Raw genomic sequence first — 24,926 nt, 5'->3', positions numbered from 1 at the left:
CTATGTCCAACCACATCAGTCGCCGGAAATTATTAATTGCTTCTACCGGCACGCTTTTAATCAGCCTGACTCCATTTGCACGCGCAGCCCAGACAGGGGCTGATATTGTGGCTTCACGCATCTGGCCGGCCACGGCCTATACCAGGATGACATTAGAATCTACAACACCCATCCAGTTTAAATATTTTCAACTAAAGAATCCTGACCGTCTGGTTATTGATATTCAGGGGTCAGCCACCAATCAGTTTTTACGTGAACTGAGCAATAAAGTTCTCCCAATGGATCCCTATATTGCCAGTGTCCGCGTCGGACAATTTAATCCTGAAACCATCCGTATCGTGATGGATTTGAAAACCACCGTTAATCCTCAGGTATTTTCGCTTGCTCCGGTTGCCAACTTTAAAAATAGACTGGTAGTGGATTTATACCCTACAGCAACCGTAGCCATGGAACAGGAAAAAAACGATCCGTTAATGGCTCTATTACAGGATTACAGTCACGGTAAAGTAAACAGTGACGGCACTACTCGTCCTCAGGCTACAGCCTCCACACCTCCGGTAAAAAAACTGCCTGAAAATAAACCTCCAGTAACTCAGCAGCCTCCTCAACCATCCGGTACGCCAAATAAACTGAATCGCCAGCCTGTAATCATGATTGATCCCGGACATGGTGGTGAAGATCCCGGAGCCACAGGTCCGTCTGGTCTGCGTGAAAAAGATGTAGTACTCGCTATAGGGCGTGAAGTAAAAAAAATATTGGATTCGTATGGTTATAAAACTTATATGACCCGAAACGAAGATATTTTTATCCCATTGGGTGTACGTGTAGCCAAAGCGCGTAAACTCAGAGCAGATGTTTTTGTTTCCATTCATGCAGATGCATTTACCAATCCGTCAGCAAAAGGTACTGGTGTGTATGCACTTAATCCCAAAGGCGCCACCAGTGCAGCAGCCAAATATCTGGCACAAACCCAGAATGCAGCTGATTCGATTGGCGGGGTAAATTATTCAACTGATAAAAATGTCAACAACACACTATTTGATCTGACTCAGACAGCTACCATCAATGATAGTCTGAAACTCGGTAAAGACGTACTGAATCAACTGGCCAAAATCAACAACCTGCATAAAGGCAGTGTCGACCAGGCAAATTTTGCCGTCCTGAAAGCACCGGATATCCCATCAATTCTGGTTGAAACAGCTTTTATTTCCAATCCGACTGAAGAACGCTTACTATCTAACAGCGATTTCAGAAAAAAAGTTGCAAACTCAATTAGCAGCGGAATTAAGGATTATCTGTCTACAGCAGTGCTGGCGCGCCGCTGATAAGAATCTTCGGAAAAACAAAAAGAAAATGACTAAATGATATTAATTTTAATCAATCAATATTATATAGACATAATCAAGACAAATCGGATACCTAAATATCAAAATAATTTATTTTATAAATTTAAAGTTTGAACAAATTGGTATCAAATAAAAAGAAATACAGAATATTGATTGTGGTTATTCATTCCGCCAACAATCAATATTCTGTAATAATTGAAAATTAGAAAGTATTAATATAATTATTAAAATAACAAAAAACAATTTATTTAATAAACTTGATAATATTTCGTAGCTATTAATAACGATGAACTTATCACAAAACTATAGATTAAATTATTAAAAATAATTCAGTTAAATATTAATGGCTTCATTCCATATATCAAATATTTGCTTTTCACCCAGATGCAAAACATCAGTTAAATATTTCCACCAGTTATCATCGTTTAAAGCAAAAAACTGAGTTTCCAGAATGTAATTGCGAATCTTGATTAAATCAATTCCCTTTAACACATCTTCTGCATCTTTCACTAATGCTTCTTTATTTTTATCCAGAGTGATTTCCAATTGAGAAAGCATTTGTGTGCGGGATAGTGAACCGGCATTATTGCGTTTATCCTGCAAGCGTAACTGTTCAGCATCCGCTTTTTCTATCCAGTTATTTGTTTTATCAGACCATTGATGATAAATATCAGGATAAGGTATTGTAGTTACAGTTGCTGGTAATACGCCCAATTCATTGATTACCACCACCTCTCCGGTTTTCTTACTATAAACGGTTTCTCCGCGATGATCTTCAATATACTTCCATTTTTTACCCGTCCATTGAGCAACATATCCAGGTTTGAACTCTGGCTGTTCAGTCTGAACACACAATCGGGGAATCAAATAATGACCATTATTTGCCAGAGGGTCTAAGTCTGCAATAGTCATCCCAACAAAGCAGTTACTCTCATCTAATTGGCAAACAGGAATCGTGATAGATATAATTGTATTCATTTTTAATCCTCAAATTTTAATGCAAGCCAATAAAGCAATGTTTCGTGGGCGTGTCATAGTAAAAAAACCATTCCAATATGTTTTCATTACACCACCATAGGGTGCTGAGTAATATCCTTCTGGCCAATAATCAAAATTCCAATTATCACCATATTCCCGCACATTTCTACACATATTTGTAGGATTAAAACTTCCTATTCCTTGAGTATCATCATGACTAATAGGCGTACCTATTTGCCAGCTACCCAATATCCGCCCATCATCAATAGCACGACCATCATCCCAACCTCGTAGAAATTCACCCCGCAAATCTGGTAAATTAAATGTTGTTTTTTCATCTCCTGCACCAAATGTAGTACCAATTGCGGCAAACAAATTTGCATAGAGTGTACGTGATACTTCTGCACCATTAGCTTTTAACCAGCCAACAGGTGCAGTTTCCATGGCAAAAAACTGTATGGCTCCTGCTGGGGTAGCATTAATATCTGCACTACCATCAAATGACACACCATTTATTGTGCATATTGTTTGCAATCTGGTAGCTGTAGCAGCATTTCCCGATGTATCCTGATTACCTTTAATATTAACACCAGGCAAATCTATATCTGTTTTGGCATTAAATATAACTCCACCAATTTTTCTGGCTGCTATTTGAGCTGCATACGAGGCTGTGGCCGCATTTCCGGAAGTATTCTGATTTCCAGGCTTATTTACTCCGGGTAAATCAATATCCGCTGTACCATCAAATTGCACATCACCAATTTTACATGCTGCTTGCAATTTAGATGCAGTAGCAGCATTTCCCGATGTATCCTGATTACCCTTGATATTGACACCAGGTAAATCTATATCTGTTTTGGCATTAAATATAACGCCACCAATTTTTCTGGCTGCTATCTGAGCTGCATACGAGGCTGTAGCCGCATTTCCAGAAGTATTCTGATTTCCAGGCTTATTTACTCCGGGTAAATCAATATCCGCTGAACCATCAAATGCGACCCCACCCACATTTCTGGCTTTGCTAAGTTTGTCAGCTACCTGTGCTTTTTTAGCCAAATCTGCGCTGGCAGCGGTAGCTGATTTATCCAGTTTATTGTCTTTCAGCCATTTGGTTCGGTTGGCCAGCTGTCGTGTCGGTACATTATCGATACCATTTTCCCCGCCCAATACCGGATCGGATGTTTCCCATTGATAAATACCTTCTTCCCAGAACGAAGATTCTTTTAAATTTGCCATTAAGCAGTTCCTTTGTTAAATGAGCCATCCCGCTGTGCCTGTCCGTTATGCTGTAGTGGTACAGCAGTATAGTCGAGACTGGAAAGCACACAGCGTGCCGGAGCAAAAGCAGCCAGAGTTTGACGTAATAAAGCTGCCTGTTGATTAGTAATCGGGTTATTCAGTAAGATACGGTAATGCGCCCAGTAACTATTATGTCCGCGTACATACATACCATCGCGCTGAATATTACCGTTGTGCCGCTGGTGATTAAGCCCTTCAATAATCGTTATTTCACCAAAGCCAAGGCGGCGGACAATCTCCCGTAACGACCAGGGCGTTCCCTTGTTACGGTGAAGCTCGTATGCACCTTTAATCAATTGCCTTTTAGCTTGATCACTTTCTGCCAGCCAGTATCCGTTTACTCCGAGAATACAATGGCTTTCAGCCAGAAGTTCAAGATGATCGGCCAATACCAGTTCTACTAGCCGGGGCATAAGCTGTGGTGTAGACACCAAATCAAGACGTAATCCCAGAGCAACCAGTGCCCGCATACGCTGATCACGCTCAATTACTGCAGCATAGGTCAGCTTAGCCATCCACTGCCTCCTCAGCTATGCTCAGGATCAGATCAGTACAGTGTGCCCATGTATCAGCAGCAACCTTAGTCAACGCTAAATCCATTGTGGCAACGTTATAAACACCATCAACTTTTAATAATGACTGTATAACTAACGGAACTACATCTACTCCGAGTCGTTGCTCCTGACTAATCTGATATTGCTGCCAAGCAGTTCGGGCTGCTGCAAGCACAGTTCTTGCATCAGCACCAATATACAAAGTTAATATTGCATTTACCTGATAAGTAAACGTTTTCGGAGCCCGTACAATCACCTGATCACATAGTGGACGTATCCGCTCATCAGACAAAGCTGTCTGGACCTGATTAACTAGTTCTGCTGAGGGCAAGCCGGTTTTTGTAAGTAAAGTCACTGCAACAACACCTCCCAAGGGTTTACCTTGTTTATCAGTATCATTGCTTACATAGACATCAATGATGTCCTGACTTACCTGTCTGGCAAAATATTCATAGGCTCCTACAGGTCCGGCAACTGAAAATGATTCAGGAGCAAGCAGAATACGTACCCGATAAGCATCATCGCTTTCAACATCTACTCCACCACTTGATGTCGTGACATTGCTGACCTTAATTTCAGCAATATCGGTCAAATGATCAGCTAAAGTGTTTATCTGGCCTGGTGACCAGCCATTTCCTATGATTCCCGTTGCCTGACAGACAGCATTGAGCTCAATGCTGGGAGTGGTTGCGGTAAGCATACCTGCTGCTGTAGTAGTAAATATCAGCGAATCCACTGTAACTCTGGTTTCTTTCGGGATCACAATCTGCTCTTTACCTTTTAGTACAGCCTGAAAGCGTAGTGTTGTTTGTGCCGGCTGGGCCTGTAATCGCGGAGTGTTAACATCATCACCACATAAATCCAGCATCAGGCCGGTAGCAAAACGAACATGCTGCTGCCTGTAAGCCTCATTTACCTGTTGACGGGTTAATGCCTCACGATAGGCGTAAGTATTAATCAGTAAGCGTTCAATATGCGCCGGCTGTAGTGTTTTGCCCGTACGATTCTGATAATCATTTATGGTATCGGCCAGAATCGTTGCCAGATCGTCCTCAACTATTTTTACATCTGTTCGTGAAAGCTTAGTTAAATCTGTCATTTTTGTACCAACCCAATATTTGTTTGATAAATTTCACCGGCTACCTCTTCTGCGATTCGCCAATGAACAGTTATCGTCAGTTCAGGTGCGTGACCTCTAAAAGAGACCTGCTCCACTACCACACGCTTTTCCCAGGTTTGAATAGCGAGAATCACTTCACGGGTTACACCCGGAATAAAGACATCTTCTGGTGTATCCAGATAGTCCAGATGGTCTGAACCAAAAGTCGGCCGGGTTACATCTGTCCCTTTACGGGTTATTAAAATATTCAAAATACATTGATTAATATCATCAATACCGGTAACAATATCGCAGCCACTATCCAGTGGCGCTAGCTGCCAGTGGCGGGTACGCGGTGTTATGGTCATAGCGGTTTTCCAAAAATAAAAATCCCTGTCAGAATGAACAGGGATATAAAAAATAAGAATTAGCAGAGCTTTTCGCTGAATGTCAGTTTGGTTTGCCCGTATTTCCACCTGAAGTCAGATCAGGATGAGTATGACTCTTAAGACTTTTACCATCGGCTACCACATCTCCGTTTTCAACCTTAATTGTGCCGGTTATTGAGGCTGCCGTACCACCACCGCCGGAACCGGCCATTCCGCCCTGATAGGTCAGTTGCCCCTGTACCAGTAAGCTGCCAGTAGCAGTAGTAGTAGGTGCATCAAGAGTAATATCACCTGCTTTAACCAGTACCGTATCAGCTTCTACAATTACTGCTCCGCCAGTCTGAACACATACTTCACCACTATTGCGATTATGGCTGATCACCGTACCATTGCTGAATTTTTTCATCCAGACATTATTATTATTTACCGGTGTGCTATCAGCCTGATTGTATAAGGCTCCCAAAACCACACCATTTTCTCCTCGTGCATCCAGAATACAGGCGACCAGCTCCCCTCTGTCAGGCAGTGAATAAAAACTGTTTCCGCCTGCAGCAGCAGTCAGCATTGGCAGCCAGTCAGTGTGAATATTTTCTAATGCCGGTAAACTGACTTTAAGCATATGCCGTCCGGCATCTATGGATTCAACAATACCAAACTGTAAAGTCGCACCAAATTCATACAGTTTCTGCATGTTTATCACCATCTGCGTCATCAGCAATATATTCAATCATATTTATTTCCAGAGACGTTACATAACCTGAACTGCGGCTCAAATTATGGCTTGCCTGCTTAATCTGGTAATTTCCGGACATTTTTCCATAACCGCTCAGACGAATAATCTGACCGGCTACCAGCTTGACATTACCAAAAAGATCCAGAGTGCCGGTTACCTGACACTTGCGTGCATCGGCCAATGCAGCATCTGCACGTGCAGCTAATTGCTGCTGTGATTCCCCTTTATTGGCCACAATTTTCAGCTGGTCACCGCTTGCCCCCTGTTTACTTTGCGGGCGTAACGGCTGTCCTTTACGCTTAACCGTACGTACTTGTTTAGCCTTAGGGTCGTAGCCGGAAGCAACAACTTCATTAGGAACGCCTTTGATCTGATCGCGAAAACTGGCAGACTCAATATCTTCTGGCAGCAACACCAGTACCGGTTCCTGTGCAGTTAATTCCGTATTAGCAATAAAAGCCAGAGTCTTATCAACAATTTTAAAAGTATAGCCAAACTGTTTTGCTAGTCGCGCCAGAAATTCAACATCACTTTCCTGATACTGTGTGATACGTTCAATTTCCAGCTTGGCAATCGGATTTTTAACCACCAGTTGTAATCGTGCGGCTACTGTCTGTACAATTTTTTCCAGAGTGGTTTTTTCATACGCCTTAGGCTGTAAAGTCCGGCTGGCCGAAGTAATTCCCGTAGAAAGCGCTTTCAGAGTAATCACATTTGGTTTAAATGCATAATCGATATCCGCAATCTCAAAATTACCAAGATTCACCAGACCGGTAAACTGATCACCGAGAGAAAACGACAGCAAATCACCCTGTTCAGGATACCAGTTACGCAACCATCTGCCATCTGTATCTTCAAACGACACAGACAGCTCATCTGATTGCTCACCCAGATAATCCGTATAACTAATGCTGATAAGATAAGGCTTAATTGCTAATGTAATGTCTTTTTTTTCATATCCGATAATAAAATCCGGCATAGTAACCGGATGTGTTTTGCTTAAGCCGGATAATCCTTTTAGCATATTTAACGCATCCATGGTGGCATATCCTCCTGAGCAGCATGAGTATCAGACCGGATAACCGGAATCAGTACAGTCAGATTTGCCGTAAACTGTTCAGCCAGCGCTAAATGCGGGTTGGCCGCAATCAGCCTGTCAATCATCGTGGCATCACCATAGTATTTATGTGCAATCAAATCCCAGCGATCCCCTTCACTGGTCTGATATTGCAAGACTGAATCAACCATAATCAGACCTCATCTTTTCTTGCTGCCAGCCACGCCGTCAATGACTGAGTACCTGCAGTCGCATTTCCAATACTGTCTTCTACCGTTGCTAACACTTGTTCACTGGTATTCAGCCAGTCGCCCCACTCTCCGCTATCGTAACCGGTTTGTATTAAATTAATACATGTTTGCAGCTGACAGGCTGCCTGACCCGTGTAAGACAGAAAATCTGCTGCTCCGGCCAGATTTCCGAACCATTCACCAATCTCAGGTAAAGTATTCAGTTTATCCAGAGTCTGACCACCTATAGACAATACATCTGCAATCAACCCCATCCAGCCCGCAGTATTATGCTGAACAGTACGCGCGCGCGTAATCAGGTTCTGAATATCAGTAATATTCTGTTCAACAGAATGATAAATACGCACACCAGTCTGAACCGCTGCGGAAACTTTATTAACCGCGCCTTTAACCGATTCCGGTAAAAGAGCAAGCAGCGGATTCTGTCCGGTCATGATTCCCGGTGTTGGTAACGGATTATTCGGATCACCAACAAATTCAAGCAATTCAACACTAATTTCGCGCGCCGCCGTACGCCCTTTAGCATCCTGGATTAAAGTTGTACTGCTTAATTGCTGTATCACAAACCAGCCCGCAAACCGCCCGGAACCGAACACCAGTGCCAGCGCCTGCTGCGCTTCTTTAGCACTAATCAGCGCATTATAGGCATTATCCGGATTAGCCAGTTTCCAATGCAGCAGCATACCAAAACGTATCGTAGTCAAATCATTACCGGTAGCCTGCAGGCGCGGTCGCCCGGCCAATACATCATGTTTGGCAAAAACAGCACTGTGCGTTTCTTCATAACTGGTGAAACTATCCAGCACTTCAAAGCGAATATCCCCTAGCATTGCATACATCAGTAACTCCTCAATTCTTTTGCCTGCATCATGCGCCGGTACATCTGTTCAAATTCACGCTGGCTCAGTGCAAGCGCCTGCTGAATGACTGAACGGTCAGCATTACCATTAACCTGAATTGTTGGATTAAAATTAATGGTTACAGCACTTGAATCATGTCCGGCCGGATAACGGTTCTGTGCAAACTCTGCTGCATTTAGCTGCATTTTTTCATTTAACTGTGCAGTCAGCTTTCCGGAACCGGCTTTAAATTTCTGCTGTAAACGCTCAGCTACCTGACCTATCGCCGAAACAGGTTTATCCGCCCCAAGATCAACTCCCAGATGCATTCCCTCCATCAGCGAGCTGCCGATACTTTTAAATACCCGGCTGGGGGAATTAATACCCAATACTGATTTAGCCTTATTAATAATTTTACTGGCAAACTCACCTACAGCATTAACAGCTTTACTGATACCTTCAGTAAAGCTTCGGACCAGACTATCAATAATATTGCGCCCGAATTCACTGAATTTAGCAGGTAATTCTCTGAAAAAATTCATACCGGCTTCAAATTTGGTCTTAACCGTATTCCATAAACCAATAAAGAATTTCTTGATTGGCTGCCAATATTTATAAATCAATAAGGCGGCCACACCAATTGCCAGCGCAACCCAGCCTATCGGTGACATCAAGAAGGCCCGGCCTACTGCCATAATTCCCTGACGCAGCAAATTAAGTACAAACCTGCCTTTACCTAAAACACTAAACCCCTTCCCCAAATTCGAAAAAACCGAAAACAGAGGTCTCACCGCCTTAGAAATCAGACCAAAAGACTGCACAATTTTTCTGATGGGAGCCATTGCTGCACGACCAATTGCACCAAATGCTTTTTGCAATAAACTTAATGCAGCGCGACCTTTACTAAAAACAGCAAACTTTTTTCCAATGCCGGACAGCTTACTGCCAAAAGACATGAGTTTCTGACGCAATGAACCTGCAGATTTTCCTACTGAGGAAATTGCAGTTCGAAGACGCTTAAATACAGAACTACTTTGCTTAAGCTCACGTGCCACCTGAAAACGGGCAAAAATAGTACGCAGAACAGCCAGCGGACCGGTAACCATAGTAATCGTATAACGAACAGTCAGTAATACCATCCGTAAGCCTGCCATTCCAATACCAAAAGCCACTACAGATTTAATCAGCGTTGGATGTTTCTGAATAAAAGGCAATACAGTATTAAGCAGCACATCTTTAGCCACCTGAGCGAAAGTATTAATCTCCGGTGCCAGAATAGCACCAAAAGCATTCCCGACTTCAGCAACCGAATCTTGCAGATTTTCCATACTGACAGCCAGCGTATTTGTCTGCAGTTCTGCTCGCTGATCAAGAGAAGGCTGCTGATTTATTTTAGTTTGCATGGCCTGATAACCGGTATGACCACCTTTAGCCGCGGCTGAAGCAACTTGTCCGCCCTTCCCGCCAAACACAGCATCCATCATATTCAGTGCAGCGCGTTCACCATACTTAGTTTTAACAGCTTTAAAATTCGTTTCCAGCTCACCAATAACCACACGCATGTCTTTAAGTGAACCGTCTTTATTAAATAAATCAAACTTTACACCGGATTTCTGCATCATCTGGCGCATTTCCGCATTCATAGCTGACGTAGCCAGATGCATAGCTTTAGGTCCCTGCGCCAGCTTATTCAGAAATTCTTCCATCCCATCTGCGGCCACAGCTTTACTAATACCGCCTTGTATTGCCATACCTTCTAAAGCATATATTTTTTGCTGGTTCTGTAAACCGGTCAGATGAAGCCTTTGCAAAGGAGAGGCCATTGCACTTTGAAATTTTTCTATATCTTCCAAACTCATTCCGGTCGAATAAGCCATTTTCTGTACAGCGTCCAGACCGGCTGATAATTCAGTATCTTTCAGCTTATAAGTCTGCATCAGCCCTTTGGCAACAGAAATATCCTCAATTTTTTTACCGAATAATGCATTAAAACTGGCTATTGACTTCATACCTCCCTGCAGTAGCGAATCATCAGACATATTAGCCATCTTCATATTAGTGGCAAGACTGGTAAAATCATTTTTATTTCCCCGCTGCTCAAGGCTTAGCTGTGCTGTTCGGGCATTAATCTGATCAAATCCGCCTAATCTGCCATCATTTTGCATCATAGCCTGCTTCAGCCCGGTTTCAGATGTTTCGCGCTCCATATAAATTTTTACAGACTTTTCAGCTGGTTTCATCAAAGCTTGCAGCGTGCTCTTAGTTTTGCTTAATTCACTACCGATTTTAGTGCGCTGCTCCAGAACCTTATTTTGTCTTTCAATTGCCTGAGTTAATTTATCCTGAGCATTACCCGCTTTAGCCGTCGCTGCTGAAAAACTATCAATAGAGCGAATTTGTCCATGTAAACCTTGTAAAGCTTTTCCCATCTCCTCAACATGCCGGGTCGCTGTACTGATAGCAAAGCCAAAAGCCTTTACAGAACGGTGCACCTCACCAAAATCAGAAACGAATCCATTATCCATAACGGCACCAATATATTTTTCTCCAATTACCTAACTGTATTGGAATCTACTTATTTATATTATTTGTTGTTTCGATTACTGTGACTGTCAACTTATTATCACTTCATAACCACGCTTATAAGCTTACAACAAGTTAACAGCACAGTTACTTCAGACAGCAACCAGTTATAGTTTGCTGTATTTGGCTTTAATCTGCCGGTTAGCCTGTTGCTGCCATTGCAAAATTTCCTCCAGAGACATTTCATCAATATCTGCCGGAGAAAAACCAAACCACCACGCTAAATCCGCAGCTGCCTGATAAAAACTATCCCAATCAGTGAGTACCCAGACAAAACTGACGCACCTGCGTGTAATCCTCCCATGACAACTCATCAAAATCTTCACTTTGCAGACCAGATGCCATAGCCAGACACTGAGCTTCCTGTAATACTGCATTATCAGGATACTGTTCTGCAGCACGTTTAAAATCTTTAACCCGTACCCGGCGCAATGTCAGCTCCGTTATCGCACCACTTGGTGTTTGCAGTGGTTCCGCCAGTTTAATTACTTTGCCTGTACCCAATTGTTCTTGCAGATTTTGCGCTTCAGTTTGTGCCATATTTATTCCTCGACTAATCAATAATTACTGAATCAATTCAGCATATAAAAATACTTCAACCATAAAAAAGCTCACTCCGGTAATCAGAGTGAGCATTCAAATACATCAATACAAATAAAAATTACATACCAATATTTGCACGCATCTGCGCCAGCATATCCACACCATTTACCCGGTACTGATTGGTAAATGCGTTATAATACAACACTTCACGACCAGCTACTGTCTGATGAATTTCGGTAGCCTGAAAAGTGCTGGCGAATTCAGCTTTTTCTTTCGGTTTATAAGTTCCCAACGGATTTTTGCTGAAAGTTGCCATTACCGTCACAACCATCGGAACCTCAGCTGCAAGTCCAGAAGCATTAAATGCCTGTACATTGGCCCGAACCATTAGCTGACAAGCTTTGAAAGGGTTATATACTTTTGTAAACACATCCGGATAAAAGCTATTCCAGGTGATTTCCCCTTCCAGTGCCTCAATCCCGCTAGGCAGTTTTACTGAACCTACCAGACCCAGACCTTTAGTTTCTGTCTGACCAACAGAAATATCCGGTAATTTAAACTGACTGGCACGGCCTAACTGACTATTACCATTAACATAAACATTGGCATTATAAATTGCATTAAATTCTGTCATAACTGTTTCCTAAGCGGCAGACTGGTTACTAATCAAATTAGCCAGATAAGTACGGGTCATCACACTGGTATTAGTGATACGTTCTGCAGGCAGTTTAGGCGTATAGTCATACTTAATTGGTACCTGCCCTTTACTGAAAGCATCAGCCAGATCATAGTCATAATCCAGGCTGACACTAAAACCAACAATACTCTTCAGCGTACCCAGATAGGTGCGCACCGTACCCAGAAGGCTGTCAATCAGCGCATCATCAATCGGCAAATCAATATACTGTAACTGAGCACGGCGAATTGATTCATTAATCAAATCGCCGGTACGCTGTGCAGTTTCAAAGTTTTTAATATGTGTTACTGTCGGGAAACAGGCCAGACGGTTACCCCATAAGCGGAAACCAGTACCATAACTGTTAAATACCGTCGTAATACCCTTTTCATTCAGACGATTGGTTTCTGCCTGCGGATCATCAATACGTGCAGTCAGCGAAACCTCCATACCCGTTACACCGGACAGTTCACGATTGGAAATACTGAACCAATAACCCTGTTCAACATCAGTTCGCATCCGTAAACCGGCTGCATGAGTAGCCAGACTTTCCAACTCACCACTGGTACCGGTAACATAGGGATAAAATAATTGCGCCCGATCCGAAGACGTCTGGAAATTAATATTACCGAGCGAACCGCGCCCCTGAACAGCCTGGGTAAGCGTTGTTCCTTTCGGTGCAGCAATATAGGCAATAGCTTCAAGCTTATCAGCCAGAGTAACCATAGCTGCCGCCACAGTCGCTTCCGCATCAAACTGAGGCACAATAATAATTTTTGCATCTGCTCCCAGCCGGGTAAAACCTTCCGTAAGCAGCTCCATCCCTTTGCGTTTACCGGTAGCTGCCTCGTAACCGCCGATAATATCCTTTGAAGTTACCTTACTTGGATCAAGATAAGTATAACTAATAGATACATCTGAACGCATTTGAACAAAAGTCAGCTCACCTGTTTCATTATTCAAAGCATAGTCAGTACCCTCTGATAATGTCTGATTACCAGCCAGAACTGTATAACCTGCCTGTACAGCCGGATGTGCTGTTTTCGCAGTCAGCGTATCACCGTCAATAACCAGTAACTCAGAATCAACGACCGTTTTATGTTTATCCGGATCCAGTACATTCACTACATAAGCAACACCAGACTGATAACGAGTCCAGATATTGGCCGCATCAGGTAAAGTGAAACCTGCACCAGTCAGCAAACCGAACTGACTGAAATCTTTAACAGTCTGACATACAGTTAACTCATTAACCGGGCCAGACATACCGGTACCGACAATTGCAGTAATTGCCCCGTCTACGGTATAGACAGGACTGCTGCCACCATCAATACGAATTGTTTCAACACCATGCAAATAGGCTGCTGCCATGATGATTTTTACTCCTTCGAAATTACAGAATGTGAAATAGCTCTGGCCTTAATCTCACCACGAGTTGGTATAGACTTGACCAAATTTTGCTGATTAATCACCGGACGCTGCTCCACCTGAAGTGTCTCGGTGCGAGCGCGTAACCGGTATTGCCAGACTCCGTCGGCCTCACCCAGAAAGCGCTCACTCAACAATCGGATTTGCTGGCAATGTTCAGGCTGGAATCCCACTAATGCCAGACGTAAAGAATCGAGTAAATCCAGAACACCGTTTTCACCATCCAAAGCACGTGCAAAAACAGTAAAACGCAATTGCAAATGCCTCTCCTGTACAATCAGATCCGTACTGCGCGGCTTTTTAAATTTACTGCGCTGATAACCGATTAAGACCGTACCCAGCGAATGAACAAACTGATAATTCTTTAAACTATTAGGCATCAGCTGTACCGAATAATCCGGCAGAGCCTGCTGAATATGTATCAGAATATGGTTCAGAAGAGCCCTTGTTACAGCCATTGACATACCTTTCTTTAATGATCATGCTTCAAAATTTAAGCAATCTTCCCTATTCATCCCGTTCATTTCATTTAAATTGATATAAAAATATTGAATAGTTATGTTCAATGAAAAATTATTGAAAGTTAGTTTTATATATATTAAATAAAATTAATCAAAAATCTTAAAATTAAAAAAAGCTACCATAAATTCAAGGCAGCTTGCATATCAACAATAAACTATTGTATTTTAAAACATCTAATTAAATTTCATTCAGCTTTAGATAATAAACAAATATTACGTTCAAACTTATCTTTATTGTTAATATAAAATTCTTGTGTTAAGGGATATCCTCCACCAAAACCACTAATTTTTTCGTTTGCTTTTGCACAAATTGAATAAATAATATTATGATTTTTATCAATAATATCTGTTCGCTTAAGTAACGATCCAACTTTAGGAAATGCAAAATTTCCACTTATTGGTGCCCACCAAAAGCCATTCTGTATCCATGTGGCTCCATCATTGTAAGATATACTGTAATAACCATATTTATAACCTGTGGAATTATTTTTGAAATCCGGTTTTGGAAAATCATTTTGTTCTTCACTATTTATAATGGTAGTCATGTCCAGCTTATTCTCCATAATTCAATCCTTTTATAAAAATTCAAACGGATGTTTTAGTTAAAATTACGTAGCAAGATTTTTTCTTAGTTATCTGCTATGTAATTTAAATTTCAACCTCCATAAATATGAGTATAAAATCACGCGAAAACCGCAATTTAGCAAATAAGTATTATTAATATTGATCTTAATTTATCAATATTAAATAAATATATAATTGCAATTTTTATACCCATAAAAAAATCCGCTTATTTCAAAGCGGATTTAATCTAAAATCTGGCGGAGAGGAAGGGATTCGAACCCTCGATACGCTATTCACGTATACACGCTTTCCAGGCGTGCGACTTCAACCACTCATCCACCTCTCCGTGAGAATGGAATGCGCGCATTATAACGAGAGCGTATCTTTCTGGCAAGAACTTCGCAATCCGGCTACTATAAAATCAGCGATAACAATCCTGCCGCAATCAGAGGTCCGACCGGTACTCCGCGTAAAAAAGCCACACCAATAATAGTGCCAATCATTAAACCAGTGACAATGGTCGGATTAACCTGCATCAAATGAACACCGCGTCCGCCCAACCATGCCACCACTATACCTACCACTACCGCAGCCATGGTTTTCCAACTGGTTACCAAAGCTGCAATTTGTGCGGGCTGAACCTTACCAGTAATTAAAGGAGCCAGTACCCCTATCATAAGTAACATAATACCCAGTTGCACACCGTATTTTTCCAGTACAGGCGCATATTTAAGCAAAGGCGTTTGCTGCACCAGCAAAATAATCAGTGCAGAAATGGTTACAGAAGGGTTATGCCCGATAATACCCAAAGCCACAAACAATAATAGCAGCAAAGCATTTGCATTACTTGCCCAGAAAGACATATTCATCCCCTGATTTAAGATTATTGAAAATAAATACCCGTATCAATCCCATTGCAACAACATGGATAACTGATACAAATGTACAAAACAATAAACCATAATCAAAGCCTGAGCAATTCATGCTTGTATATCAGAAATTTTTCCGACTTCATGAGGGTTTAAACGAGCCTCATCTTCCTGCCCCAATCCGACCAGACTGCGTAAACGTGTCATATAATCATTAACATCCAGCCCCTGACCATATCGTTGCGCCTGCCATAAAATTTCAGCCAGAACTTCTATCATATCGTGTTCCGCTTTTACCCAGTCGCCTGCATACTGCTGACACAAACGCTGATGAATAGCAGCAATCCCGAAAGGCTGATCTATCGCTACCTGCTCCTGTACAGACAAATGTAAAGATAAATGCAGAAACGGATTAGTTTCTCCTTCTTCAGGCCGCCATACCCGGGTTAAATACTGCTCGATATTTTCCAGATAAGGTGCATATTCAGAGTGTGCAGCAATAATTCTTAACGCTTTTTGTTGCAGTGCATCCAGCAACTGCGGCTGCTGACGTTTACGCCATACATCCGCAAAAAAATGACGTACATCATTAGTATTGACATCATACATAACAGCACTCATTGCAGACAAAATAATGCAAATTATAAAACAATGACCTTATTACTGATAATTTATTACTTCTATCGCAACCAGTTTCTTCTTAATAATCCTTATTTCTGTAACAGCACATATTTTCAAAATGGATTAATAACCGGACATCAATAACTATTCATTAAATTGTATATCAATCAAAATAAAGAAAAATTAGCTGATGCATACAGTAATTACTGCTAGCCTTACCGTAGCTGAAATAATAAACAAATCATCGATTTTTTATTTTCTTATAAGCCTGACTCATCCTATCAATTGGCATTATCAGATTGCCAGTACCGTAACTTTATAAAAAGCTGGCAAATAACTTACGATATGAGATAACTGTTTGCACTAAATGTCTATGGCATACATTTTACCTGTACTGGTGCCATTGTTCTTTCACAATAAGCTGCCCCCTTCGCATTAAGAACAATGTAATGAGGGATTTTCTCATACGCACAAACTACTGATGGATCCCTTAATGTATCCAGAACCCATACTTCTTTGTTTTTTTTTATACTCAGGCACTAATGATGCTTTCATACATACTGGACCATCATATACCATGACTTCAGTAAGTTTATGAATACCATGTCCGTCAGAAAATGTTGGTGGACAACTCACAACAGGAGTCTGAGCATAGCAATTAATTGATACTACGCCAAGTAACGTGCTAATAAATAATGCTAATATTTCTTTATTATTTGATAACATATAAATTAATATCTTTCATTTTGAGTACAAGCATTAATTTTTCAAACTCAAAATCGCATCACTTTCATAATCTACTATTTCATTATTCACTGAATCGACACTCCTTTTTAGCTTAAATAATCTGCCATGATTAGTTATATTCCAAATCCAAAAAGATGCAGCTAAGTTATTTCTATCCGATAAACTAATCAGGATTATATTAAATGATTAAGGCATACATCTTGCCTGTAAAGGTTTATCAGTAACTTCACAAAAGCTCGCGCCCTTTGCATCAAAAACAATATAATGATTAGCTTTAGCGTATGTGCAGATTAAAAAAGGGTCATACTTCGTTCCAAACACCTTCCAATATTGTTTATCTTTTTTAAATTCTGGCTTTAGTTCAGCATTTAATTCAACCGGTCCATCGAATACTCTGGCATTCTTAAACCGGTAAACATTATGCCCGTCAGAAAATGTTGACGGGCAACTCACAACAGGAGTCTGGGCCAGACAATTAATTGATACAATATTAAAAAATAAAGCCAATAAATACTGAAGCAATTTTCGATTATTCAATAGTATAAAATTCATGCTAATCATAAGTAAATCTTTAAGACTTCTTTGATGATTTATAAAAATTATCTAGGCATACATTTTACCTCTACTGGTGACTTTGTTTTTTCACAATAGGCTGCCCCCTTCGCATTAATAACAACGTAATGTTCAGTATTTTCATACGTACAAACTAACGAAGGATCCCTTAATGCATCTAAATCCCATACTTGTTTGTTTTTTTTATACTCAGGTACTAATGACATCTTCATACATACTGGACCATCATATGCATAGACATTAATAAGCTTATGAACACCATGTGCGTCAGAAAAAGATGACGGACAACTCACAACAGGAGTCTGGGCCAGACAATTAATTGATACAATATTAAAAAATAAAGCCAAAAATACTGAGGCAATTTTCGATTATTTAATAGTATAAAATTCATACTAATCATAAGTAAATCTTTAAAGCCTTTGATGATTTATAAAAATTATCAAGGCATACATTTTACTTCTACTGGTGCATTTGTTTTTTCACAATAAGCTGCTTCCTTCACATTAAGAACAACGTAATGACGGGTATTCTCATACGTGCAAACTAATGAAGGTTCCCTTAATGTATCTAAATCCCATATTTCTTTATTTTTTTTAGACTCAGGTACTAATGATAAATCCATACATACTGGACCATCATATGCATAAACATCATCAAGCTTATGAACACCATGCCCGTCAGAAAATGTTGACGGGCAACTCACAACAGGAGTCTGAGCTAGACAATAAATTGATAAAATATTAAAAAATAAAGCCAAAAAATACTGAGGCAATTTTCGAGTATTCAATAGTATAAAATTCATGCTAATCATAAGTAAATCTTAAAGACTTCTTTGATGATTTATAAAAATTATCTAGGCATACATTTTACTTCTACTGGTGCATTTGTTTTTTCACAATAAGCTGCCCCCTTCGCATTAATAACAACGTAATGTTCAGTATTTTCATACGTACAAACTAACGAAGGATCCCTTAATGCATCTAAATCCCATACTTGTTTGTTTTTTTTATACTCAGGTACTAATGATACCTTCATACATACTGGACCATCATATGCATAAACTTCATCAAGCTTATGAACACCATGTGCGTCAGAAAAAGATGACGGACAACTCACAACAGGAGTCTGGGCATAGCAATTAAACGAAATTAGACCAAGAAAATAGATTGAAAATAATATCGCATTTTTTTGTTTATTCAATAACATAAAATTGATCCCCGTCATTAGAAGGATAGCCCCAGCCTCTAAATTCGATCGGGCGAGTATGTAAAGGTACGGTATTCCATTGATCATAAACATTAATAGCGGTAGCTGTTTGACTAATATAAATTGCCGCATGACCTTTAAATTTACCGTTACTATTAAATGTTGCTATAGCAGTACCAGGTTTAATACTAGTGTTTCCTTTAACTCTGGCGCCTTTTTTCCAAAGAGAAGTATGAGGTGCTTTTGCAAAATATTTCACTACAGCAACACATTCACGTGATTCTCCAACCCATTTACCAAGCTTCTTAATCTCCGATTCTTTTAATTTATTATTTTTATCAGCAATTTCCTTAACTTCATTCAGATTCGCAACAATATAAGGCATATATAATCCTTTAAATATATTCTCGTAATTTTTGTTAATTTACAAAATATTTCAATACTTTTCTAATTATATTGGTAAAGTAATTATATTGCAATATATTGTTATTTTTTAATATTTGAAAATTTGAATCTTTAACTTATAAGAATAACACAGAATAAACGTTTCTTAGATTGTTGTTTTATTAAATAATAAAAATTATCAATATAATTTATCATTTTTTTTGAAGTGAAGATTATTTTCCAGGGAAAAGAACCGATAGCATAGATGACTATGCAAAATCACCAAAAAAAAGTATAATAGCCAAACCATCTGGGGGCGACCTTGGTTTCGACGGGGGTTGCAAAGCAGATGCGTGCATACCGGGGTCTCAGATTCCCGTTAAACACTGAATTTATATAGTCGCAAACGACGAAACTTACGCTTTAGCCGCTTAAGGCTAAACGTTGCAGCGGTTCGCCAATGGGCCGTGTGAGGAAACTCACCGCAACGACATTCACATTGGCTGGTTTAATGTCGTGTTGCCTGACATTAAATAAGATTTATGGCAACTGGTTTACAAACAGCCTGTCTGTCGGCGGTTTGTGAATAAGATTCGAAGTTGGCAAGACTAAGTATGTAGATCGCTCTGTAGAGGACTTTCGGACGGGGGTTCGATCCCCCCCGCCTCCACCAATCTTTCTTTTTTTATTTCAAATTCTTTCTAATTTCTAAACATCTGTATAACAACCTGTCAAAAAATATAAACATAAAATTTCATTTCTTTAAAATGCAAAAAAGCTCCCTTCCGGGAACTTGTGTAATCAGCTGTTTAAGGTTAAGCATACCTGTTAATTTTTAATAATTATAACATATTTTAAGATTTAGTCAATAATAATTTTTAATTAATTAAAAATTATTATTGGTAATTTTAAAAAAATAAATTATATAATTAATCTTGCTAACCTTTTATCCAATAAACTAATAAACAAAATTATATTATTAAACAAAAATAGACTTACTGTTACCAAAAAAATATATCGTTTATAATTATTTTTATATACAAAAGACTTTAATCAACTGATTTAATCTGATCTTTTTATCTTATAAAAGCAAAAAATAATTTAAATCAGATAAATTATCGCTATAATTATAAAAATATTTATAAAATTTCAAAATGAGGATAATCCTTACTGGTTTTCCAGTCTCCGCCCCAGATTATCTTCACTCCAAGTTCAGCAGCCGCTTGCTTCATTGCCAGCGCAATAGTCTGGAATTTGTTCAAATCAGTCCAGTCAACAGGATATGGAACCAGATCCACAGCTTTGCCTGTAACATGCTTACTGGCATAAGGATTATTTAACCAGGTCACCTTACTTAAATTTGGCTGAGCATATTTTACCGGTATTCCTTTCTGGCTGCATTGTTGTGCGGTTCGCCCCTTACCATAATTAATACAACATTGCTCACGCGAACGCACCCCTTCAGTTACCATAAAATCCTGATTTGTTATCTGTATAGCCCGCTTTACCACGTTGGTCAGGCTGCAATTGACTCCATACAAACGCTGTAAGGATCGATTACTTAATTTATACATATTTATCACCCAAAAAAAAAGCAGCCCAAAGGCTGCTTAATTTATATTTATGTTTATTCTTTTGTTGATTTATCACTACCAACAAACTCTTCTGCTTTTTTACTAACAATATTCATTATGCGTTGTGCCAGTTTCGGTGCAGCAGCTTTAAATGCATCAAGAAACGATGTAGTTGACATTCCTGCAAATACACCAACTCCGGCAAAAAGCCATGGATGATTCTGTGGAAAAAAATAATCAGTTATTGCCGCTGCAAAAATCATTCCCAACAAGACAAATAAAATTGTCATAAACCAACCATAACGTTTGTAATCTGTAACCAGTAAAGAACCAGCCAGCCCACCTACCAGCGCAAATAAAATACAGACGGAAAAAGCATCTTTTAAAAACTCCATACTTTATCGTCCTTTATATTTAGAATCTTCAATCCGTTTAGCGTAGTTGATCAAATTTCTCCCGGCCAGAGCACATACCACAGCCAGCACAGGATAAGTTGTCATCCCAGTTGTTAATGGTGGATAAGAGGCCCAGAAAGTAGCTGAAATTACAGCCCATATTAGTGCTGAAAAAATCAGCAAATATCCAGACAATACACTGCACCGATTAGACTTAAATATTGCAATAACCAGCTGTGTTAAAGCCACACCTATCAGCAACACAGACAGAGTTAAAGGATGCAATAGCAAAAAACCTTTATACAGTTTCAAATGAAAAACTTCGCTGCCACCCAAAATAAATATGCCAGCAAAACCTATCATAACCAGCGCACTGGTAACAGTAATCACTCTTGTACCTGTATCAAACAACCATCTTTGTAATTTATCTGGTAAAAATCTTAAATCTAACAGTGAATAAAGTAATTGAAATACCAATTCCACATTTTTCATAAATCTTCCATCAAATCCTCAAAAACAAAAAAACCGGCTAAAAGCCGGCTTTAATACCAATAATTTATAAATATCTATTTATAATCATAAATATAAACAAATATCTTCCAATATATTTTTAATCTTTTATGAAATTTAAAATACAATTAAATAATATAAAACTATATTTTATATTCATAATTCTGATTTAAATCGTTTGTAATATTGCGAGATATCTTTAACAGCAAATTAGCCATACCTTTAATTTTATAAAGCATGGCTAAAACTCAGTAAAAATTAAAATACTTCTTCAGCCTGAATGTTTACATCAATTTAGCCAGGTATTCCCGTGCTGATTCCTTGGCAGGAGAATCCGGTATTTTTTCAAATAAAGGTAAGAAAGCTTTATGACATTTATTAAAAATGCTATCCATACCATAGCCAAATTCATGAATCTGAGATTCATATTTACTACCCAGGATACGGAAAGCAGGTAATAAATGTTCATACATCAAACGCATTTTCTGAGAACAAACAAATGATTCATATAAATTTATCAGACTTTGCACCGAAACATGAATTTCATCTGAACAATCTTTAGTAACTTCCTTACTGTTAAAATTAACTTTTTTAACAGCGACCCGGCTTAAAAGGCAAATTACATCAATAAATTTAGATGACGGGACTTTTTCATAGCTGACACCATAACGTGTGCGTACAGCCTGCCATAATGTCATAGCCAGTTCAGTCTGTTTTTCAGGTTCAACAGACATTACCAGCTGTTTGTGCAAAGTCTTGATCATGGTAATCTGTGCCGGCAACAATCCAGAAGCGCCATTTTCTTTAACTAATCCAGGTCGGCCACGCTTTTTAGCTACTCTTGATTTACGCCAATGTGAATGAATGGCTTGAGAACACTCATTCTGATACACCCCAACCAATTCCTTCAAACTGTCTTTTACTTTTTTCGGATTAATGCTTTGCAACCAGTTTGTCAGTTTTTTTAACGGAATAACCAGAATTTTTTTTGTGCCGCTTTTGATTGGTATAGATAAAAATCCACAACCATATTTTTGGTAGCAGCCTTTTAATTTACGATGCTGGGTTGACCAATCCAGTCCAATCCCCTGCACCACGGATTTCATGCAAACGTAAATAGTATTTTTGACCTTGACAGTGGCCAAACTACTCCCATGAAAAGAAACAAATGTGATATTATTATCCATTCAAAACTCCTTAAATTAGTCTTGGGTTTTGTTTATCTAATACCTCATAGGTGGCAGCCTTTGAGGTATTTTCCTTTTTAAAAATAAATTCTATGTATCTAAATTTAATTTATTCAATTTTAACCTTATACAAATTAACCAATACTTAATAAAATATATTTACAAAAGCTATATAATAAGTTGAATAGCTGTTTTAACTCTATGTAAGTTTAAGGTAATATAACCTTAATTGGTTATCAAAATAACCATATATGGCTATATTAAAATTTATAAAAGATAATTACAAGCACTTTATGGTCTTTTAGTGCCATATTTTATCATTCATTATTATTTTTCCACTATTAATCAATTATGCTTATATTATGAAATTTGCTAATCAACTAAAAAATGCCAGACTGGCTGCGGGACTTTCCCAAAAAGAACTGGCTCAAAAAGCCTGTATTACCCCGTCTTTAATATCCAGATATGAGCTGGGCAAAGTTATACCCAGGGTAGATACAATGAATAAAATTATGAAAATACTTGATTTTCACAATATTGAATCATTAGCGCCTTCTAAAGATAATCAAAATAGTTATTTAACTATACCACCTTTATTTCAACAAACTGCAAATTCAGAGAATACTCATATTACTATTTTAAAAACTGATATAACTGCCCATAAATTTCATATGGATAATCTGTTCTATGTCATCATGAGTGGTAATTCAATGCAAAATCTTTTAAATGATGGAGATAAACTCATAGTTGATACTTCGCAGAAAAAATTAATAGATGGAAAAATCTATGCTTTTAATCAAGGTAATTTATTCAGAATCAAAATTCTGCAAAACCTACCTGAACAGCGAATACGTATTAAAAGCTATAATTCCTATGAATATCCAGATGAAACTGTAACATTAAAAGATATCGAATTAATCGGCCAAATCATTTACAGAGGAGGCTTTTTATAAACTCTTTAATTACAACCTCAATATCAATAATAAATGCTTTCATCAGATATTAAGTCGAGTGCCAGAAATGTGCATTTGACTTAATATATAAATATAAGATTCTAAAAATATTAACAAGTAAATTTTTATAATTTACTAATAAATTGAAAATTTCAACATTTATATACCATACACTCTAAAATACAGGAATTTAATCTATTTAAAAATATTTAATTTCAATTTATTAATATATAAATGTAAAATTAAAATTGAATACAAAAATGATTAATTAAATAATAATTTAAAATTAAAATATAAACTGAGCTATAAACCTGCTTTAATTTTACTCATTCAATAATGAAATATAAAATTTATCTTAATAGTAAAAGGAAGTGAAAAACACTATCTCAAGACGCAAAAAAGCTCCCTTTCGGGAACTTTAATCATCAGCTGTTTAAGGTTAAGCATACCTATAAAATATAAATGTATTATAATCTTTGTAATATAATTGTCAAGAAGAAAACCGAAAATATTTTTCAAAATCTGGTTGTGTTTTCATTTCTTGCCAAAAAAGCCACAAACTTTGTTCAATTGACTCATTCCAGTCCTTACTGGAATAACGTCTACGCTGATTACGTTTGATTGTATTTTGATTCTGGCGTTTATATAAGGGACTTAATTTACAGTACTTACTGGATAATAAAGCAAAAGCTTCACGATTCTTGTAAAACAGATTTCCCATAGATGCTTTTACCATATCATACACTTCTGGCTGATAAGTAGGATAAAGTGTCTGCTGAACATTTTTTTTAGATGTCTGTGCCTGATATTTCCACTCTATACTTCGGCAATGTCCTTTTTTGATTGTATCTCTCATGCAATATTCATAAGCACGCAATACATTTTCCGCCAGATCTACTTCAAATTTATAGTCTTTCATAGATATACCTTAATTTAATAAATATGCTAATTAATTTAATTTTATAATAAATATTTTAATTTATTATATATTTTTAATTAGGCATTAATATTTAAAATATATTCTCAGATTAAATATTGGTTAAAAAT

Annotated in this window: 30 protein-coding genes, 1 tRNA gene and 1 other RNA gene; 3 read left to right on the top strand and 29 right to left on the bottom strand. The window is 38.4% G+C overall.

The genetic code is table 11. The features are described 5' to 3' along the window. Positions 1–2 precede the first annotated feature (2 nt). Positions 3–1,325, top strand: a complete 1,323-nt coding sequence (locus H3V00_RS01945; protein ID WP_078474941.1) for an N-acetylmuramoyl-L-alanine amidase — start codon at positions 3–5, stop codon at positions 1,323–1,325. A 354-nt stretch (positions 1,326–1,679) separates the two neighbouring features. On the opposite strand, the gene H3V00_RS01940 is transcribed toward H3V00_RS01945, so the two are convergent. The 24 genes from H3V00_RS01940 to H3V00_RS01830 all read right to left on the bottom strand — a co-directional run bounded on the left by H3V00_RS01940 (position 1,680) and on the right by H3V00_RS01830 (position 19,261). Next, complete coding sequence (locus H3V00_RS01940; RefSeq protein ID WP_198206578.1) at positions 1,680–2,324, bottom strand: hypothetical protein; 645 nt, start codon at positions 2,322–2,324, stop codon at positions 1,680–1,682. Positions 2,325–2,333: 9 nt separating this feature from the next. Further along, positions 2,334–3,560: a phage tail protein gene (locus H3V00_RS01935; RefSeq protein ID WP_198206579.1), complete on the bottom strand. Its 1,227-nt coding sequence runs from the start codon at positions 3,558–3,560 to the stop codon at positions 2,334–2,336. Beyond that, on the bottom strand, positions 3,560–4,138 hold the full coding sequence (locus tag H3V00_RS01930) for a phage tail protein (protein WP_100125631.1): 579 nt from the start codon (positions 4,136–4,138) through the stop codon (positions 3,560–3,562). Before H3V00_RS01930 ends, H3V00_RS01935 begins: the two co-directional genes overlap by 1 nt. Then, positions 4,131–5,276: a baseplate J/gp47 family protein gene (locus tag H3V00_RS01925; protein ID WP_100125632.1), complete on the bottom strand. Its 1,146-nt coding sequence runs from the start codon at positions 5,274–5,276 to the stop codon at positions 4,131–4,133. The genes H3V00_RS01930 and H3V00_RS01925 overlap by 8 nt, the downstream gene beginning before the upstream one ends. Then, positions 5,273–5,644 carry a GPW/gp25 family protein gene (locus tag H3V00_RS01920; protein ID WP_198206580.1) on the bottom strand — a complete coding sequence of 124 codons (372 nt, stop codon included), beginning with the start codon at positions 5,642–5,644 and terminating at the stop codon, positions 5,273–5,275. Before H3V00_RS01920 ends, H3V00_RS01925 begins: the two co-directional genes overlap by 4 nt. An 82-nt stretch (positions 5,645–5,726) precedes the next feature. After that, positions 5,727–6,356, bottom strand: a complete 630-nt coding sequence (locus H3V00_RS01915; protein ID WP_037475427.1) for a phage baseplate assembly protein V — start codon at positions 6,354–6,356, stop codon at positions 5,727–5,729. Beyond that, positions 6,340–7,437 (bottom strand): phage late control D family protein, encoded by a 1,098-nt coding sequence (locus H3V00_RS01910; RefSeq protein WP_198206581.1) that lies wholly within the window; start codon positions 7,435–7,437, stop codon positions 6,340–6,342. The genes H3V00_RS01915 and H3V00_RS01910 overlap by 17 nt, the downstream gene beginning before the upstream one ends. After that, entirely contained in the window at positions 7,425–7,646 is a 222-nt protein-coding gene (locus H3V00_RS01905; protein WP_025330549.1) for a tail protein X, read from the bottom strand. The genes H3V00_RS01910 and H3V00_RS01905 overlap by 13 nt, the downstream gene beginning before the upstream one ends. 2 nt (positions 7,647–7,648) lie before the next feature. Next, positions 7,649–8,545, bottom strand: a complete 897-nt coding sequence (locus H3V00_RS01900; protein WP_078474949.1) for a phage tail protein — start codon at positions 8,543–8,545, stop codon at positions 7,649–7,651. Continuing rightward, a complete protein-coding gene (locus H3V00_RS01895; protein WP_198206582.1) occupies positions 8,545–11,070 on the bottom strand; it encodes a phage tail tape measure protein in 2,526 nt (841 codons plus the stop codon). The genes H3V00_RS01900 and H3V00_RS01895 overlap by 1 nt, the downstream gene beginning before the upstream one ends. Positions 11,071–11,235: 165 nt before the next feature. Then, a complete protein-coding gene (locus H3V00_RS01890; RefSeq protein ID WP_078474951.1) occupies positions 11,236–11,442 on the bottom strand; it encodes a GpE family phage tail protein in 207 nt (68 codons plus the stop codon). Continuing rightward, positions 11,384–11,668 carry a phage tail assembly protein gene (locus H3V00_RS01885; RefSeq protein ID WP_025330546.1) on the bottom strand — a complete coding sequence of 95 codons (285 nt, stop codon included), beginning with the start codon at positions 11,666–11,668 and terminating at the stop codon, positions 11,384–11,386. The genes H3V00_RS01890 and H3V00_RS01885 overlap by 59 nt, the downstream gene beginning before the upstream one ends. Positions 11,669–11,789: 121 nt before the next feature. Then, positions 11,790–12,305, bottom strand: a complete 516-nt coding sequence (locus H3V00_RS01880) for a phage major tail tube protein (protein WP_025330545.1) — start codon at positions 12,303–12,305, stop codon at positions 11,790–11,792. 9 nt (positions 12,306–12,314) lie between these two features. Beyond that, positions 12,315–13,718, bottom strand: coding sequence for a phage tail sheath subtilisin-like domain-containing protein (locus H3V00_RS01875; protein WP_025330544.1), 1,404 nt, complete (start codon positions 13,716–13,718; stop codon positions 12,315–12,317). 8 nt (positions 13,719–13,726) lie between these two features. Beyond that, a complete protein-coding gene (locus H3V00_RS01870) occupies positions 13,727–14,233 on the bottom strand; it encodes a Gp37 family protein (RefSeq protein WP_198206583.1) in 507 nt (168 codons plus the stop codon). Between the two features lie 248 nt (positions 14,234–14,481). After that, the gene (locus H3V00_RS01865; RefSeq protein ID WP_198206584.1) at positions 14,482–14,859 is read right to left on the bottom strand and encodes a hypothetical protein; all 378 of its coding nucleotides are present in this window, start codon (positions 14,857–14,859) and stop codon (positions 14,482–14,484) included. Between the two features lie 256 nt (positions 14,860–15,115). Next, positions 15,116–15,206 (bottom strand) — tRNA-Ser (locus H3V00_RS01860). 67 nt (positions 15,207–15,273) lie between these two features. Continuing rightward, complete coding sequence (locus tag H3V00_RS01855; protein WP_037475441.1) at positions 15,274–15,729, bottom strand: DUF441 domain-containing protein; 456 nt, start codon at positions 15,727–15,729, stop codon at positions 15,274–15,276. 111 nt (positions 15,730–15,840) lie between these two features. After that, entirely contained in the window at positions 15,841–16,338 is a 498-nt protein-coding gene (locus tag H3V00_RS01850) for a DUF1841 family protein (RefSeq protein ID WP_198206585.1), read from the bottom strand. A gap of 945 nt (positions 16,339–17,283) precedes the next feature. Continuing rightward, complete coding sequence (locus H3V00_RS01845; protein ID WP_198206586.1) at positions 17,284–17,634, bottom strand: STY0301 family protein; 351 nt, start codon at positions 17,632–17,634, stop codon at positions 17,284–17,286. Between the two features lie 62 nt (positions 17,635–17,696). Next, positions 17,697–18,017, bottom strand: a complete 321-nt coding sequence (locus tag H3V00_RS11620; RefSeq protein ID WP_370570094.1) for an STY0301 family protein — start codon at positions 18,015–18,017, stop codon at positions 17,697–17,699. 92 nt (positions 18,018–18,109) lie between these two features. Further along, positions 18,110–18,457: an STY0301 family protein gene (locus tag H3V00_RS01840; RefSeq protein ID WP_198231789.1), complete on the bottom strand. Its 348-nt coding sequence runs from the start codon at positions 18,455–18,457 to the stop codon at positions 18,110–18,112. 62 nt (positions 18,458–18,519) lie between these two features. After that, positions 18,520–18,876, bottom strand: coding sequence for an STY0301 family protein (locus H3V00_RS01835; RefSeq protein ID WP_198206588.1), 357 nt, complete (start codon positions 18,874–18,876; stop codon positions 18,520–18,522). Further along, a complete protein-coding gene (locus H3V00_RS01830; RefSeq protein WP_198206589.1) occupies positions 18,863–19,261 on the bottom strand; it encodes a BPSL0067 family protein in 399 nt (132 codons plus the stop codon). The genes H3V00_RS01835 and H3V00_RS01830 overlap by 14 nt, the downstream gene beginning before the upstream one ends. Positions 19,262–19,572: 311 nt before the next feature. Between H3V00_RS01830 and ssrA the strand changes: the two genes are divergently transcribed. Next, positions 19,573–19,933, top strand: a transfer-messenger RNA (tmRNA) gene (gene ssrA, locus H3V00_RS01825). A 466-nt stretch (positions 19,934–20,399) separates the two neighbouring features. Here ssrA and H3V00_RS01820 read toward each other — a convergent pair. The 4 genes from H3V00_RS01820 to H3V00_RS01805 all read right to left on the bottom strand — a co-directional run bounded on the left by H3V00_RS01820 (position 20,400) and on the right by H3V00_RS01805 (position 22,926). Further along, positions 20,400–20,834 carry a M15 family metallopeptidase gene (locus H3V00_RS01820; protein ID WP_078474177.1) on the bottom strand — a complete coding sequence of 145 codons (435 nt, stop codon included), beginning with the start codon at positions 20,832–20,834 and terminating at the stop codon, positions 20,400–20,402. 53 nt (positions 20,835–20,887) lie between these two features. Further along, positions 20,888–21,229, bottom strand: coding sequence for a hypothetical protein (locus H3V00_RS01815; protein WP_078474178.1), 342 nt, complete (start codon positions 21,227–21,229; stop codon positions 20,888–20,890). Positions 21,230–21,232: 3 nt separating this feature from the next. Beyond that, positions 21,233–21,721: a hypothetical protein gene (locus H3V00_RS01810; RefSeq protein WP_078474179.1), complete on the bottom strand. Its 489-nt coding sequence runs from the start codon at positions 21,719–21,721 to the stop codon at positions 21,233–21,235. A gap of 302 nt (positions 21,722–22,023) precedes the next feature. After that, on the bottom strand, positions 22,024–22,926 hold the full coding sequence (locus H3V00_RS01805; protein WP_198206590.1) for a phage antirepressor N-terminal domain-containing protein: 903 nt from the start codon (positions 22,924–22,926) through the stop codon (positions 22,024–22,026). A gap of 362 nt (positions 22,927–23,288) precedes the next feature. Between H3V00_RS01805 and H3V00_RS01800 the strand changes: the two genes are divergently transcribed. After that, positions 23,289–23,879, top strand: coding sequence for a LexA family transcriptional regulator (locus H3V00_RS01800; protein WP_084549710.1), 591 nt, complete (start codon positions 23,289–23,291; stop codon positions 23,877–23,879). A 490-nt stretch (positions 23,880–24,369) separates the two neighbouring features. Here the strand turns inward: H3V00_RS01800 and H3V00_RS01795 are convergent, their stop codons facing one another. Beyond that, complete coding sequence (locus H3V00_RS01795; RefSeq protein WP_084549689.1) at positions 24,370–24,798, bottom strand: hypothetical protein; 429 nt, start codon at positions 24,796–24,798, stop codon at positions 24,370–24,372. Between the last annotated feature and the right edge of the window lie 128 nt (positions 24,799–24,926).

Origin of the sequence: Snodgrassella sp. W6238H11 (assembly GCF_016100525.1) — a bacterium.
Lineage (GTDB): Bacteria > Pseudomonadota > Gammaproteobacteria > Burkholderiales > Neisseriaceae > Snodgrassella > Snodgrassella alvi.
The sequence above is the reverse complement of the archived record's forward strand: the minus strand, read 5'-3'. Positions and strand labels throughout refer to the sequence as shown.

Coding starts and splice junctions, on each gene's coding strand:
- H3V00_RS01885 (WP_025330546.1), bottom strand. CDS start 11,668: ATGGCACAAACTGAAGCGCAAAATCTGCAAGAACAATTGGGTACAGGC.
- H3V00_RS01905 (WP_025330549.1), bottom strand. CDS start 7,646: ATGGTTGATTCAGTCTTGCAATATCAGACCAGTGAAGGGGATCGCTGG.
- H3V00_RS01855 (WP_037475441.1), bottom strand. CDS start 15,729: ATGAATATGTCTTTCTGGGCAAGTAATGCAAATGCTTTGCTGCTATTA.
- H3V00_RS01815 (WP_078474178.1), bottom strand. CDS start 21,229: ATGGAGTTTTTAAAAGATGCTTTTTCCGTCTGTATTTTATTTGCGCTG.
- H3V00_RS01800 (WP_084549710.1), top strand. CDS start 23,289: ATGAAATTTGCTAATCAACTAAAAAATGCCAGACTGGCTGCGGGACTT.
- H3V00_RS01810 (WP_078474179.1), bottom strand. CDS start 21,721: ATGAAAAATGTGGAATTGGTATTTCAATTACTTTATTCACTGTTAGAT.
- H3V00_RS01945 (WP_078474941.1), top strand. CDS start 3: ATGTCCAACCACATCAGTCGCCGGAAATTATTAATTGCTTCTACCGGC.
- H3V00_RS01940 (WP_198206578.1), bottom strand. CDS start 2,324: ATGAATACAATTATATCTATCACGATTCCTGTTTGCCAATTAGATGAG.
- H3V00_RS01805 (WP_198206590.1), bottom strand. CDS start 22,926: ATGGATAATAATATCACATTTGTTTCTTTTCATGGGAGTAGTTTGGCC.
- H3V00_RS01795 (WP_084549689.1), bottom strand. CDS start 24,798: ATGAAAGACTATAAATTTGAAGTAGATCTGGCGGAAAATGTATTGCGT.
- H3V00_RS01935 (WP_198206579.1), bottom strand. CDS start 3,560: ATGGCAAATTTAAAAGAATCTTCGTTCTGGGAAGAAGGTATTTATCAA.
- H3V00_RS01865 (WP_198206584.1), bottom strand. CDS start 14,859: ATGGAGAATAAGCTGGACATGACTACCATTATAAATAGTGAAGAACAA.
- H3V00_RS01930 (WP_100125631.1), bottom strand. CDS start 4,138: ATGGCTAAGCTGACCTATGCTGCAGTAATTGAGCGTGATCAGCGTATG.
- H3V00_RS01900 (WP_078474949.1), bottom strand. CDS start 8,545: ATGTATGCAATGCTAGGGGATATTCGCTTTGAAGTGCTGGATAGTTTC.
- H3V00_RS01875 (WP_025330544.1), bottom strand. CDS start 13,718: ATGGCAGCAGCCTATTTGCATGGTGTTGAAACAATTCGTATTGATGGT.
- H3V00_RS01910 (WP_198206581.1), bottom strand. CDS start 7,437: ATGGATGCGTTAAATATGCTAAAAGGATTATCCGGCTTAAGCAAAACA.
- H3V00_RS01830 (WP_198206589.1), bottom strand. CDS start 19,261: ATGCCTTATATTGTTGCGAATCTGAATGAAGTTAAGGAAATTGCTGAT.
- H3V00_RS01890 (WP_078474951.1), bottom strand. CDS start 11,442: ATGAGTTGTCATGGGAGGATTACACGCAGGTGCGTCAGTTTTGTCTGG.
- H3V00_RS01920 (WP_198206580.1), bottom strand. CDS start 5,644: ATGACCATAACACCGCGTACCCGCCACTGGCAGCTAGCGCCACTGGAT.
- H3V00_RS01850 (WP_198206585.1), bottom strand. CDS start 16,338: ATGTATGATGTCAATACTAATGATGTACGTCATTTTTTTGCGGATGTA.
- H3V00_RS01925 (WP_100125632.1), bottom strand. CDS start 5,276: ATGACAGATTTAACTAAGCTTTCACGAACAGATGTAAAAATAGTTGAG.
- H3V00_RS01880 (WP_025330545.1), bottom strand. CDS start 12,305: ATGACAGAATTTAATGCAATTTATAATGCCAATGTTTATGTTAATGGT.
- H3V00_RS01870 (WP_198206583.1), bottom strand. CDS start 14,233: ATGGCTGTAACAAGGGCTCTTCTGAACCATATTCTGATACATATTCAG.
- H3V00_RS01820 (WP_078474177.1), bottom strand. CDS start 20,834: ATGTATAAATTAAGTAATCGATCCTTACAGCGTTTGTATGGAGTCAAT.
- H3V00_RS01895 (WP_198206582.1), bottom strand. CDS start 11,070: ATGGATAATGGATTCGTTTCTGATTTTGGTGAGGTGCACCGTTCTGTA.
- H3V00_RS01915 (WP_037475427.1), bottom strand. CDS start 6,356: ATGCAGAAACTGTATGAATTTGGTGCGACTTTACAGTTTGGTATTGTT.
- H3V00_RS01835 (WP_198206588.1), bottom strand. CDS start 18,876: ATGTTATTGAATAAACAAAAAAATGCGATATTATTTTCAATCTATTTT.